The sequence below is a fragment of the Xanthomonas sp. LMG 12460 genome (assembly GCF_009192895.1).
GTDB classification, from domain to species: domain Bacteria; phylum Pseudomonadota; class Gammaproteobacteria; order Xanthomonadales; family Xanthomonadaceae; genus Xanthomonas_A; species Xanthomonas_A sontii.
Window position 1 is genome coordinate 53,330 of the sequence record NZ_NKUH01000020.1, and the last position, 11,924, is coordinate 65,253.

At 70.0% G+C, this 11,924-nt stretch carries 13 protein-coding genes; 7 read left to right on the plus strand and 6 right to left on the minus strand.

What is annotated here, in order from left to right; all coding sequences use genetic code 11:
- Window positions 1–116 precede the first annotated feature (116 nt).
- Window positions 117–1,622, plus strand: a complete 1,506-nt coding sequence (locus CEK66_RS04630) for a helicase HerA-like domain-containing protein (RefSeq protein WP_017909109.1) — start codon at window positions 117–119, stop codon at window positions 1,620–1,622.
- Window positions 1,623–1,680: 58 nt separating this feature from the next.
- The gene (locus CEK66_RS04635) at window positions 1,681–2,133 is read left to right on the plus strand and encodes a GFA family protein (RefSeq protein WP_152236089.1); all 453 of its coding nucleotides are present in this window, start codon (window positions 1,681–1,683) and stop codon (window positions 2,131–2,133) included.
- 129 nt (window positions 2,134–2,262) lie between these two features.
- Here CEK66_RS04635 and nudK read toward each other — a convergent pair whose 3' ends face one another.
- Window positions 2,263–2,865, minus strand: coding sequence for a GDP-mannose pyrophosphatase NudK (gene nudK / locus CEK66_RS04640; RefSeq protein WP_017915167.1), 603 nt, complete (start codon window positions 2,863–2,865; stop codon window positions 2,263–2,265).
- Window positions 2,866–3,114: 249 nt separating this feature from the next.
- Here nudK and CEK66_RS04645 point away from each other — a divergent pair, with 249 nt between their 5' ends.
- Window positions 3,115–4,395 carry a hypothetical protein gene (locus tag CEK66_RS04645; protein ID WP_152236090.1) on the plus strand — a complete coding sequence of 427 codons (1,281 nt, stop codon included), beginning with the start codon at window positions 3,115–3,117 and terminating at the stop codon, window positions 4,393–4,395.
- Between the two features lie 61 nt (window positions 4,396–4,456).
- On the opposite strand, the gene CEK66_RS04650 is transcribed toward CEK66_RS04645, so the two are convergent.
- Window positions 4,457–5,902 (minus strand): rhomboid family intramembrane serine protease, encoded by a 1,446-nt coding sequence (locus tag CEK66_RS04650; RefSeq protein ID WP_152236091.1) that lies wholly within the window; start codon window positions 5,900–5,902, stop codon window positions 4,457–4,459.
- Window positions 5,903–6,010: 108 nt separating this feature from the next.
- Here CEK66_RS04650 and greB point away from each other — a divergent pair, with 108 nt between their 5' ends.
- Entirely contained in the window at window positions 6,011–6,517 is a 507-nt protein-coding gene (gene greB / locus CEK66_RS04655) for a transcription elongation factor GreB (RefSeq protein WP_017911327.1), read from the plus strand.
- Between the two features lie 42 nt (window positions 6,518–6,559).
- On the opposite strand, the gene rimO is transcribed toward greB, so the two are convergent.
- Window positions 6,560–7,948, minus strand: coding sequence for a 30S ribosomal protein S12 methylthiotransferase RimO (gene rimO, locus CEK66_RS04660; protein WP_152236092.1), 1,389 nt, complete (start codon window positions 7,946–7,948; stop codon window positions 6,560–6,562).
- A gap of 155 nt (window positions 7,949–8,103) precedes the next feature.
- Here rimO and CEK66_RS04665 point away from each other — a divergent pair, with 155 nt between their 5' ends.
- Genes CEK66_RS04665 through CEK66_RS04675 form a run of 3 tightly spaced genes read left to right on the plus strand, consistent with a single transcriptional unit; the run spans window position 8,104 to window position 9,378 of the window.
- On the plus strand, window positions 8,104–8,766 hold the full coding sequence (locus tag CEK66_RS04665) for a dienelactone hydrolase family protein (RefSeq protein ID WP_152236093.1): 663 nt from the start codon (window positions 8,104–8,106) through the stop codon (window positions 8,764–8,766).
- A gap of 8 nt (window positions 8,767–8,774) precedes the next feature.
- Window positions 8,775–9,182 (plus strand): HIT family protein, encoded by a 408-nt coding sequence (locus tag CEK66_RS04670; RefSeq protein ID WP_152236094.1) that lies wholly within the window; start codon window positions 8,775–8,777, stop codon window positions 9,180–9,182.
- Between the two features lie 28 nt (window positions 9,183–9,210).
- On the plus strand, window positions 9,211–9,378 hold the full coding sequence (locus tag CEK66_RS04675; protein WP_003467495.1) for a DUF5668 domain-containing protein: 168 nt from the start codon (window positions 9,211–9,213) through the stop codon (window positions 9,376–9,378).
- 79 nt (window positions 9,379–9,457) lie between these two features.
- Here CEK66_RS04675 and CEK66_RS04680 read toward each other — a convergent pair whose 3' ends face one another.
- The 3 genes from CEK66_RS04680 to apbC form a co-directional block, all read right to left on the minus strand.
- Window positions 9,458–9,985, minus strand: a complete 528-nt coding sequence (locus tag CEK66_RS04680; protein WP_152236095.1) for an RDD family protein — start codon at window positions 9,983–9,985, stop codon at window positions 9,458–9,460.
- A 40-nt stretch (window positions 9,986–10,025) separates the two neighbouring features.
- Window positions 10,026–10,598, minus strand: a complete 573-nt coding sequence (gene dcd, locus CEK66_RS04685) for a dCTP deaminase (protein ID WP_152236096.1) — start codon at window positions 10,596–10,598, stop codon at window positions 10,026–10,028.
- 130 nt (window positions 10,599–10,728) lie between these two features.
- Window positions 10,729–11,580: an iron-sulfur cluster carrier protein ApbC gene (gene apbC, locus CEK66_RS04690; RefSeq protein WP_152236097.1), complete on the minus strand. Its 852-nt coding sequence runs from the start codon at window positions 11,578–11,580 to the stop codon at window positions 10,729–10,731.
- Window positions 11,581–11,924: the final 344 nt, after the last annotated feature.

Here is an 11,924-nt window from a genome sequence, read left to right on the forward strand (position 1 = left end):
GGCTGGCCGGGAGTACCGGCAGTTGCAAGCCGGCGCAGCGCGCCCGCGGTGGCTCGCACGCGTTCGGCCACGCCGCGTACGTTCTAGAATCCGGGCATCTCATTGCGGACCCCGATATGGACCCGATCCTGCTAGGCAAAGGCGTGACCGACGACATCGCAGTGCTGCTGCAACCGCGCCTGGGCAACCGCCACGGCCTGGTCGCCGGCGCCACCGGCACCGGCAAGACCGTGACCCTGATGACGCTGGCCGAAGGCTTTTCGCGCATCGGCGTGCCGGTGTTCCTGGCCGACGTGAAGGGCGACGTGGCCGGTCTGGCGATGCCCGGCGACGGCAGCGAGAAGGTGCTGCAGCGCGCCAGGGAGATCGGCGTGGCCGACTACGCCCCTGCGGCCAATCCGGTGCTGTTCTGGGATCTGTACGGCAAGCTCGGCCATCCGGTGCGCACCACCGTCAGCGAGATGGGCCCCACCCTGCTGGCGCGCGTGCTGGAACTCAACGACACCCAGGCCGGCGTGCTCGACATCGTGTTCAAGCTGGCCGACGACCGCGGCCTGCTGCTGCTCGACCTGGACGACCTGCGCGCGCTGCTGGCGCTGGTGGTGGAAGAGCGCAAGGACATCTCCACCGAGTACGGTCTGGTCAGCGCGCAGTCGGTGGCGGCGATCCAGCGTGCGCTGCTGCGCCTGGCCCAGGACGGCGGCGAAGGCTTCTTCGGCGAACCGGCGCTGGACCTGGCCGAGCTGATGCGGGTCGACCACGACGGTCGCGGCGTGATCGGGATCCTCGCCGCCGCGCAACTGGTGCTCAAGCCGCGCCTGTACTCGACCTTCCTGCTGTGGCTGCTGTCGGAACTGTTCGAGCGGCTGCCGGAAGTGGGCGACCTGGACAAGCCGAAACTGGTGTTCGTGTTCGACGAGGCGCACCTGCTGTTCGACGATGCGCCGCCGGCGCTGGTGCAGCGCATCGAGCAGGTGGTGCGGCTGATCCGCTCCAAGGGCGTGGGCGTGTACTTCTGCTCGCAGTTCCCGGACGACGTGCCCGACAGCATCCTCGGCCAGCTCGGCAACCGCGTGCAGCACGCGCTGCGCGCCTACACGCCGCGCGACCAGAAGGCGGTGCGTACCGCCGCCGAAACCTTCGTGGCCAATCCCAAGCTGGACGTGGCCAAGGCCATCTCCCAGCTCGGCACCGGCGAGGCGCTGGTGTCCACGCTGCAGGACAAGGGCGTGCCGGCACCGGTGCAGCAGACCCTGATCGCCCCGCCGCGCTGCCGCATGGGCGCGATCACCGACGCCGAGCGCGCGCAGGTGCGCGCCGGCAGCCCGGTCGGCGGCCGCTACGACACGCCGGTCAATCGCGAATCGGCGGCGGAACTGCTGGCGCGCCGGGTCGAGCAGAGCGCCGACCACAGCGCCGCGCCGCCGGCACGCACCCGCGAACAGGACGAAGCGCAGGACAGCGGCTTCGGCCAGGCGGTCAAGGACGCGGTGTTCGGCACCAAGCGCCGCCAGGGCATGCTCGAGGCGATGGCCAAGCAGACCTCGCGCACCATCGGCAACCGCATCGGCCAGCAGATCGTGCGCGGCATCTTCGGCAGTATCTTCGGCGGCAAGCGCTGAGCGAGGCCGACGCCAAAGGAAGCTCCAGCATGGACAGGAACGCGATGAGCGCCTTTCAATGATGTCGCGGCAAGACAAGCCGACAACGCTCCAGGGAAGCTGCCACTGCGGCTGCCTGACCGTCGCGTTCTCGACGGATCAACCGGCCGAGGACATCCGTCCGCGCGCCTGCGACTGCAGCTTCTGCCAGAAGCATGGTGCGGCCTACGTTTCCGATCCCGCCGGCACGCTGCGACTGACGGCCACGCATGCCGAGGCCGTGCATCGTTATCGCCAGGGTGCGGAGGCCGCGCAATTCCAGCTGTGCCGCCAGTGCGGGGTGCTGGTCGCGGTCACGTTCGAGCATCAGGGGCGGCTTTACGGTGCCGTCAATGCCGGCTGTCTGAACAAGACGCCGGCGTTGGGGGCCGCAGCACCGGTGTCCCCACAATGGCTGGACGCCGAGGCAAAAATGGCCCGATGGCGGCAGGCGTGGGTGCCGGACGTGCAATGGGTCATCGCTGACACCTGAGCATGCCTGCCGCACACCGTCGTCACCAGCGATCGACAGGCGCAGCGTTCAGAACGCTGGATGCGCTGTTAGGCGCGGCCTTCGATCCTGGCGATGCCACCCGCAGAGACAAGAACCGATAAAGCGACGCTAGGCCAGCAAACCGTGCAGCTTGGCGTACTGCAGCAGCATGATGGTCTTGGCGTCGGCGATCTCGCCGGTGTCGATCATCGCCAGCGCCGCATCGAGCGCCAGCTCCAGCACTTCGATCTCTTCGCCCTCTGCGGCCACGCCACCGCCGGCACCGACCTTGTCGCGATCGACATACTCGCCCACGAAGAAGTACAGCCGCTCGGTCACCGAGCCGGGGCTCATGAACGCCTCGAACACCTTGCGCACGTTCTCGATCCGGTAGCCGGTCTCCTCTTCGGTCTCCTTGCGGATGCAGGTCTCCGGATCGTGGCGATCAAGCAGGCCGGCGCAGGCCTCGATCAGCATGCCGTCGGGGTTGCCGTTGAGCAGGGTCGGCAGACGGAACTGGCGGGTCAGCATCACCGTGCGCTTGGCGCGGCTGTACAGCAGGATGGTCGCGCCGTTGCCGCGGTCGTAGGCCTCGCGCGTGAGCGCCTGCCAGCTGCCGTCGTGGCGCTGGAAATCGAAGCTGACCTTGCGCAGCACGTACCAGTTGTCCGACAGCACTTCGATGTTGGTGACGCGCACGCGCGGGTTGCCGGAAACGAACGAAGGGTCCAAGCGAAACTCCAAGGGACAAGGGACACGGCAGGCCGCAGGCGCGGCACCCGCCACACCTCTGCCGCCGTTCGACCGGGCAGTGTAGCCAGCACGCACCCCTGCGCGCCGGCACGGGGTGCGCTTTGCGCAACCGACCACACTCCCTCGGTGCCGCCGTCCGCATTGCGCTGCCGCCCCCCAGCCAGGCGCCCGATTGCGTGCGCCGCAGCCGACCCGCACAATCGTCACACTTCGTAGACAGGGGGCGTCATGGAAGACCGTCGTCGCGCGGGCGCGAGCCGCGTACACCGCAGCACACCCGAACCGTTCTGGGCGCGCACCCGCGCCATCGCGCTGTATCCGCTGCGCGGCGGCGCGCTGTACGCGCTGATCGCGCTGACCCTGTGCAGCCTGCTGGGCATGCTGCCCGGCATCGGCTGGATCCTGGGCATCGTCACCACCCTGGCCATCTACAAGTACGCCTTCGAGATCCTGCGGCACACCGCCGATGGCTACCTGGACGCGCCGGAACGTGGCTTCGACATCGGCGACGGCGTGGTGCTGCGGCTGCTGGCGATGATGATCCTGCTCGGCGTGGCGGTGTTCGCCGCGCTGCTGCTGACCGGGCCGGTCGGCGGCCTGCTGATGCTGCTGGCGGTGGTGCTGCTGCAGCCGGGCATCCTGATTTCCCTGGCGATGGACGGCAGCCTGCGCCGCGCGCTGAACCCGGCGGTGTCGATCGGCCTGGCGCTGCGCATCGGCTGGCCGTACCTGGCCGCGTTCGGCCTGCTGTTCGTGATCCAGGCGAGCGCGCTGGGTGCCGCCGCCTGGCTGCAGCGCGTCCTGCCGCCACTGGTCGCCGACCTGGCGGTCACCGTGGTGACGATCTGGGGCCTGTTCGCCGCCTTCCACCTGATGGGCTATCTGGTCTACCAGTATCACGCCGTGCTGGGCTACGAACCTGCCGCCGACGCCGCGAGCGGCTTCACCCGCCACGACCCGGACCAGCGCGTACTCGACGAGGCCGAACAGCTGGTACGCGACGGCCATACCGACGACGCGCTGCAGGTGCTGCGCAGCGAAGTGCGCACCCGCGCGGTGAGCCTGGGCGTGCACGAGCTGTACCAGCGTCTGCTGCGCGGCAGTGCGCGCCAGGACGAACGCCGCGAGCACACCCGCCAGTACATCCACCGGCTGCTGCAGGAGAAGCAGGAACGGCGGGCACTGGCCCTGCAGCGCGAGGCGCTGGATGCCGATCCCGACTTCGTGCCGCTGCTGCCGGAACAGGCCACGCTGCTGGCCGAACGCGCGCAGCTGGCCGGCCAGTTCCGGCTCGCCGCCGACGGCCTGCAGGCCGCGCTGCATGCCTGGCCGAAGGCACCGGAACACAGCACCTGGTCGCTGCAGGCCGCCCTGCTGCTGGCCGAACGCTTCGGCGAGGACGCGCAGGCGCGCGGCCTGCTGGAACACGCGCTGAGCCGCTGCGACGACGAGGTGCAGCGCGGCAAGCTGCAGGCGGCGTTGCGCGCGGTGACGATCGCGCCGGTCTAGCGCGCGTCGCGCACGGTGCGGGGCGCACCAACATGCCCCGCTTCGGTACCGGGCCGCGCCCTCACGCATTGGCGAGCAGGAACCGCGCCTTGTCCGCCTGCGGCAGATCCGGATACCGCGCGACCAGCGCCTCCAGCACGCGCCGCCACTCCGTTGTAGCCTGGCGTTCGCCGTGGCCCAGCGCCAGCCGGAACCAGGCCTGCGCCTGCTGCTCGCGTGGCGAGACCGCATCCTGCGCCAGCAGCGTCTCGGCCTCGACCAGCATTCCCAGCGCCATCCAACGCACGAACAACGCCGCACGCATCGGTGCATCCAGATCGCCGGCCGCGTGCAGCACTCCCGCCTGCTGCCGCGCTTCCTGGGCTGATGCCGCCGACAGGCGCAACAGCTCCAGCGCCCGTGCCCGCGCTGTCGCGGCCTGGCCGGCATTGGCGGCCAGGCGGTAGCGCGCCAGTGCCACATCGAAGCGCTGCGGCGCCTCCGCCGCCAACGCGTCCAGCAATGCGCCGGCCTGGACGTGCTCCATCCGCCCCAGATGCGCCTGCGCGCGGTCCCAGCGGTCGTCGGCCGGTGGCCCGTCCTCATCGCGCAGGAACGCCTCGCGCGTCTGCCCGGTCGCCACCAGCACCGCACCGAGCAGCGCGCCGACCACCAACCCACCGGCATGTGCGTCGAAGCCGATGCCGGCATCGCCGTTGAACAGCAGGTTGTACAGCTCCCAGCCCAGCCACAGCGGCAACAGCACGATGGCCGGCGCACGCACGTAGTCGAACAGCACCGCCACCCAATAGAAGAAGCGCACCGGACGCCGGCCCCACACCACGCAGAACGCGCCCATCAGCGCGGCGATGGCCCCGGACGCGCCGAGACCGGCCCCGGCCTCGCCCCAACGCCAGCACAGGCTGGCCGCGCTGGCGCCGAACGCACCGAGCAGGTACACCGCCAGGAACCGCCAGCCGCCGATCGCGCCTTCCAGCAGCGTGCCCAGCGCCAGCAGGAACAGCATGTTGCCGAGCAGGTGCATGGCGTCGGCGTGGAGGAACGCCGCGCTGAGCATGCGCGCCGGTGCCCATTCCGAGCTGCGCTGCACATGGCGCAGGGTGAACACGCGCTGCAGCAGCGCGTCGTAATGCGCGCGCAGCGGCGTCCACGCCTGCTGTGCATCGGCATCGGCATCGGCGAAGGCGCTGCCGTCGCGCATGGCCTGCACGAAGCGCACGTCGTGCACGGTGGCGGCGCCGACGAAGGCCGGCCGCTCCGCCGCCGGCACCTGCTGCAGTTGCGCCAACGCATCGCGCTGACCGCTGCGTTCCAGATGGCGCGCGTAGGCCGGCGCTTCCAGCGCACCGAGACCGGAGTCCAGGTAGTAGCGCTGCGCCTGCCGCAGCGGCGCCGCGTCGTGGCGCTGCCAGCCCGCGTACACCGCGATGTTGAGCAGGATCAGCAGCAGCGTGACCACCGGAAAATTGTCCCGCGACAGCGGCTTGTGCAGCGGCAGGATCAACATCGAAGAACGTCCATGTGCGGGGCGGCGCCAGCTTCGGCCATCGCCTGCGGGTGCGCAAGCCGCAGGCACGCGCTAGCATCGCCACCCCGTTCCACCGCAGTCGCACCGATGAGCCGCTGGCGTCCCCCTGCCGAAAAAAGCACCGCCCTGATCACCCCGGAAGGCCATGCCCGGCTCAAGGCCGAGCTGGAGGAACTGTGGCGGGTGCGCCGGCCCGAGGTGGTCAAGGCGCTGGCCGCGGCCGCGGCCGAGGGCGATCGCTCGGAGAACGCCGAGTACACCTACCGCAAGAAGCAACTGGGCGAGATCGACCGCCGCGTGCGCTACCTGAGCAAGCGCCTGGAAGCGCTGCGCGTGGTCGCCGAGGCGCCGTCCGACCCGCAGGCGGTGTTCTTCGGCGCGCACATCGAACTGGAGGATGCCGACAGCGGCGAACTGCGCCGCTACCGCATCGTCGGCCCGGACGAGACCGACGCGGCGCGCGGCTGGATCAGCATCGATTCGCCGCTGGCGCGTGCGCTGCTGAAGAAGCGCGTCGACGACGAAGTGGAAGCACAGCTGCCCGGCGGCCGCCACAGCTTCGTGGTGGTGGCGGTGGACTACGCCGCGCCGTGAGCGCGCGGCGCCGTGGCGCCACGCATGCCGCCGCCTGCAGCGTCAGAGCACCCGCAGATCCAGCGGCGTTGCCGACGACGCCTGCGCCGGCAGGGCATCGCCGAACAAGTCGTGCTCGTCGCTGTCGGTGATCTCCACCTGCACCAGATCGCCCGGCTTCAGCCCAAGCTCGCCGCCGTTCTGGATATGCACCAGGCCATCGATCTCCGGCGCATCGGCCTTGGAGCGCGCCACCGCGATGCCGTCCTCCAGCAGGTCGACCAGGCACTCCTGCACCGTGCCGATCTTGGCTTCCAGGCGCGCGGCGGAAATCGCCGCCTGCCGCTCCATGAAGCGCGCCAGCCGCTCCTGCTTGAGTTCCTCCGGCACCGGATCCGGCAGCGCATTGGCGCTGGCTCCTTCCACCGGCGAATAGGCGAAGGCACCGACGCGGTCGAGCTGCGCTTCGTCCAGGAACTCCAGCAACTGCTCGAACTCGGCGTCGGTCTCGCCGGGGAAGCCGACGATGAAGGTCGAACGCAGGGTGATTTCCGGACACAGCGCACGCCAGCGCTGCACGCGCTCCAGGGTGCGCTCCACCGCGCCCGGCCGCTTCATCAACTTGAGGATGCGCGGGCTGGCGTGCTGGAACGGGATGTCCAGGTACGGCAGCAACTTGCCCTCGGCCATCAGCGGGATCACGTCGTCCACGTGCGGATACGGATATACGTAGTGCAGGCGCGCCCACGCGCCCAGTTCCGACAGACCCTCGCACAGCGCCTTCATCCGCGTCTGGTAGGCGCGGCCACGCCACTCGCGCTCGGCATACTTCAGGTCCACGCCATAGGCCGAGGTGTCCTGCGACACCACCAGCAACTCGCGCACCCCACCCTTGACCAGGCGTTCGGCCTCGCGCAGCACCTCGTCGACCGGGCGCGACACCAGGTCGCCGCGCATCGACGGAATGATGCAGAAGCTGCAGCGGTGATTGCAGCCTTCGGAGATCTTCAGATAGGCGTAGTGGCGCGGGGTCAGCTTGACGCCGATGTCGTCCTCGGCGCCCCGCGCGCGCGGCAGCAGGTCCACGAACGGGTCGTGGCGCGGCGGCAGCGCCGCATGCACCGCTTCCATCACGCTCTGGTAGTCCTGCGGGCCGGACACCGCCAGGACGTCCGGATAGGCCGCGCGGATCTGCTCCGAGCGCTTGCCCAGGCAGCCGGTGACGATGACCTTGCCGTTCTCGGCCATGGCCTCGCCGATCGCCTCCATCGACTCGGCCACCGCCGAATCGATGAAACCGCAAGTGTTGACCACCACCACGTCGGCGGCGTCGTAGCTGGGCACGATCGCATAGCCCTCCACGCGCAGCTGGGTGAGGATGCGTTCTGAATCGACAAGGGCCTTCGGGCAGCCGAGGCTGACGAAGCCGACTTTGGGGGTCGCGAGAGACATTGGGGCCGGGGTCCGGGGGCCTGGGAGAAAAACAGCGCGCAAAGTATACCGGGCCGTGGCCGCCGACGCGGCCCGGCCGGTGTGCGCCCGCTCACCCCGGCTTAGCCTGGGCCATGGATAATCCGCCGCTTCCCCCACGCCACAGGAATGCCGCCATGGGCCACTGGACCACCCTCGACACCGCTCACGGCCAGGTCTCCGCCTGGCATGCCCTGCCCGAGGGCACGCCGCGCGGCGGCCTGGTCGTCATCCAGGAGATCTTCGGGGTGACCGACTACATCCGCGAGGTCGCCGACCGCTACGCGGCGCACGGCTACGAGGTGCTGGCGCCGGCACTGTTCGATCCGGTCGAGAAGGATGCGCAGCTGGCCTACGACCAGGACGGCGTGCGCAAGGGCCTGGAACTGGTCGGTGCGCTCGGCTTCGACCGCGCGCTGGACATCGTGCAGGCGGCCGCGCAGGCGCTGGCGCCGGCCGGCAAGGTCGGCACCCTGGGCTACTGCTGGGGCGGCAGCGTCGCGCTGCTGTCGGCGCTGCGCCTGGGCCTGCCCTCGGTGAGCTACTACGGCGGCCGCAACACCCAGTTCCTCGACGAAACGCCGAAGGCGCCGGTGCTGTTCCACTTCGGCGCGCAGGACGGCAGCATCCCGGCCGAGTCGATCCAGCAGCACCGCGAAAAGCTGCCGCAGATGCAGACCTTCGTGTACCCGGCCGGCCACGGCTTCGACCGCCACGTGGACCCGAACCACTACGACGCCGACAGTGCCGAGCTCGCCCGCGAACGCAGCCTGGCGTTCCTCGCCGAGCACCTGGGCTGAGCCGCGGCGTGGCCGACTTCGTCCTCGACCCGCGGCTGCAGGCCGACAGCGCGTTCGTCGCCGACGGGCCGCTGTCGCAGGTGCGGCTGATGGACGACGCGCGCTTCCCGTGGCTGCTGCTGGTGCCGCGGGTGGCCGAGGCCAGCGAATGGATCGACCTGGACGGTGGCCAGCAGCGTCTGCTGCTGGCCGAGATCAACCAGCTCTCGCAACTCCTGCGGCACGAACCGGGCGTGCACAAGCTCAACATCGGCGCGCTGGGCAACGTGGTGCGGCAACTGCACGTGCACGTGCTGGGGCGGCACCCGGACGATGCGGCGTGGCCCGGCCCGGTGTGGGGCAGCGGCGCGGCGCAGCGGCTGCCGCCCGAGGAACTGCAGGCGCGTGTTGCGGCGTGGCGCCAGCGGCTACGATAGGCGCCCTTTTTGCGGAAGCCGCGCCTCCATGAAATCCAATGTGATCGCCGCCATCGTGCTGATCGTGATCGGCCTGGTGTTCCTGGCCAACAACCTGGGCTGGACCAACCTGAGCCTGGGCCGGCTGATCGCCACCTGGTGGCCGGCGATCCTGGTCGCGGTCGGCGTCGGCATGCTGTTCGGCCGCGGCAAGTAGGTGCAGCCGGGATTGGGGATTTGGGAGTGGGGATTCGCCTGGGCGATCCCCACCCCGCTACTGCGTCGCGGCCGCTGACTCAGCGGCGGACGTTGACCACGCGGGTGCCGGCGATCAGGTCGTGCAGGCAGCGCTTGTCCTGGCGGAAGATGAACAGCGCGTCCACCAGGGCGTAGATGCCGCCCACGATCGGCAACAGCGAGATCGCCTGGGTCGGCAGATAGCGCAGCGCGATCAGGCGCCAGAACGGCGGCTGCCCGCCGTCCAGGTCGGCGATGCGGATCCACAGCAGCTTCTTGCCCCAGGTCTGGCCACTCTTGGCCAGCGGGTAGCCCTGCACCAGCAGGAAGATCACCATGCCCAGCACGCCGTAGCCGAGCGTGGTCAGGAACGGCACCTGCACGCCGCTGCGCGCGGCCTCCATGACCTTGCCGAAGTAGCCGGTCAGCGCCGCCACCGGCAGGAACGTCGCCAGCGAGATCACGCCGTCGATCAGCGCCGCGCCGAGGCGCTCGCCGCGTCCGGCCAGGGTCTCACCGTCGGCGATGCCCGGCAGCGCGGGCGGCAACGCCGCGTCGGGGGCCTGGTAGGGATTGGGGTCGTTCATTGCGCGCTCCTTGTGCTGTCGGAAAGAAGGGGGTGGAGGATCAGGTCTTGGGCAGGGTCACGCCGGTCTGGCCCTGGTACTTGCCGCCGCGATCCCTGTAGCTGGTCTCGCAGACGTCGTCGGCATCGGACTGGAAGAACAACATCTGCGCCACGCCTTCGTTGGCGTAGATGCGCGCCGGCAACGGCGTGGTATTGCTGAACTCCAGGGTCACGTGGCCTTCCCACTCCGGCTCCAGCGGGGTCACGTTGACGATGATGCCGCAGCGCGCATAGGTGCTCTTGCCCAGGCATACCACCAGGGTGTCGCGCGGGATGCGGAAGAATTCCACCGTACGCGCCAGCGCGAAGCTGTTGGGCGGGATGATGCACTCGTCGGCCTCGATGTCGACGAAGCTCTTGGGGTCGAAGTGCTTGGGGTCGACGATGGTCGAGTTGATGTTGGTGAACACCTTGAACTCGCGCGAGCAGCGCACGTCGTAGCCGTAGCTGGAGGTGCCGTAGCTGACGATGCGCTGGCCGTCGACCTGCTTGACCTGGCCCGGCTCGTAGGGCGCGATCATGCCGTGCTGTTCGGACATGCGGCGGATCCAGCGGTCGCTCTTGATGCTCATGGGGGTTCCTGATGCCGGTGGCGGCGGCCGCAGCCTGCGCGCCGGGAGCGCGGCCGACCGATGGGGCCGGCCGCAATGACCGGCGATTCTAGCCGGTCGCGGGGCGTTCGCGGCAGGCGCCGCGCGCCGCTCAGCGCAACGCCGCGGAGATCGGGATGGCCGCGCGCGGGCGCTTGCGCAGTTCCTCGGTCAGGCGCTGCGCGGTGGCCAGGTAGGCCTGCGCCGCGGCCGAGTCCGGCGCGGCCGCCACCACCGGGGTGCCGGAATCGCCCTGCTCGCGGATCGCGATCGCCAGCGGCAGCGATCCCAGCAGCGGCACACCGTACTGCTGCGCCATGCGCTGGCCGCCGCCCTCGCCGAACAGGTGCTCGACATGGCCGCACTGGCTGCAGGTGTGCACCGCCATGTTCTCGACGATGCCCAGCACCGGCACCTCGACCTTCTCGAACATCTTCAGCGCCTTCTTCGCGTCCAGCGTGGCGATGTCCTGCGGGGTGGTGACGATCACCGCGCCGGCCACCGGGATCTTCTGCGCCAGGGTCAGCTGGATGTCGCCGGTGCCGGGCGGCAGGTCGATCAGCAGGTAGTCCAGGTCGTCCCACAGGGTATCGGCGAACAGTTGTGTGAGCGCCGAGGTCGCCATCGGACCGCGCCAGATCATCGGCGTGTCCTGGTCCACCAGCAGCCCGATCGACATCGCCTCGATGCCGAAGGCGCGCATCGGCTCGATGCTCTTGTCGTCCGGACTGTCCGGGCGTCCGCTCAGGCCGAGCATGGCCGGCACACTGGGGCCGTAGACGTCGGCATCCAGTACGCCGACGCGCGCGCCCTGGCGCTGCAGGGCCAGGGCCAGGTTCACGGCAGTGGTGGACTTGCCCACCCCGCCCTTGCCGGAGCCGACGGCGATGACGTTGCGGATGCGCGGGTGCGGAGCGAGCTTGGGCTGGACGGCGTGGGCGGGGAGACGCGGGCGATCGGTCATCGGAAAACTCAACAAGAAAGCGTCGGCGACGCAGGCCAGGCATGCGCGCGACGGAAAGGAAACCATGGACCGCACACGGCGCCGCGGGCAGCGGCAGCGGCGCGGGCCGCACAGACACATGACTATACAAGTGCACCGACGCACGGTCCCGCGCCGCGGGCGGCGCGAGCGCTGGCGGATTTTGCGCAAATGCCGCGTGGCACGGCCTGCGACCGACCTTTCAGCTCCGCCATCGCGCGCCTCGGCACCGGCCCGCGCAGACGCCGGGATCGCGGCGCGCCATGCCGATGCGGCGATCACCCGCACTTGCACGCCCCACGATGGCGAGTCGCGCTCACCGAAAT

Coding starts and splice junctions, on each gene's coding strand:
- CEK66_RS04630 (WP_017909109.1), top strand. CDS start 117: ATGGACCCGATCCTGCTAGGCAAAGGCGTGACCGACGACATCGCAGTG.
- CEK66_RS04635 (WP_152236089.1), top strand. CDS start 1,681: ATGATGTCGCGGCAAGACAAGCCGACAACGCTCCAGGGAAGCTGCCAC.
- CEK66_RS04645 (WP_152236090.1), top strand. CDS start 3,115: ATGGAAGACCGTCGTCGCGCGGGCGCGAGCCGCGTACACCGCAGCACA.
- CEK66_RS04650 (WP_152236091.1), bottom strand. CDS start 5,902: ATGTTGATCCTGCCGCTGCACAAGCCGCTGTCGCGGGACAATTTTCCG.
- greB (WP_017911327.1), top strand. CDS start 6,011: ATGAGCCGCTGGCGTCCCCCTGCCGAAAAAAGCACCGCCCTGATCACC.
- rimO (WP_152236092.1), bottom strand. CDS start 7,948: ATGTCTCTCGCGACCCCCAAAGTCGGCTTCGTCAGCCTCGGCTGCCCG.
- CEK66_RS04665 (WP_152236093.1), top strand. CDS start 8,104: ATGGGCCACTGGACCACCCTCGACACCGCTCACGGCCAGGTCTCCGCC.
- CEK66_RS04675 (WP_003467495.1), top strand. CDS start 9,211: ATGAAATCCAATGTGATCGCCGCCATCGTGCTGATCGTGATCGGCCTG.
- CEK66_RS04680 (WP_152236095.1), bottom strand. CDS start 9,985: ATGAACGACCCCAATCCCTACCAGGCCCCCGACGCGGCGTTGCCGCCC.
- dcd (WP_152236096.1), bottom strand. CDS start 10,598: ATGAGCATCAAGAGCGACCGCTGGATCCGCCGCATGTCCGAACAGCAC.
- apbC (WP_152236097.1), bottom strand. CDS start 11,580: ATGACCGATCGCCCGCGTCTCCCCGCCCACGCCGTCCAGCCCAAGCTC.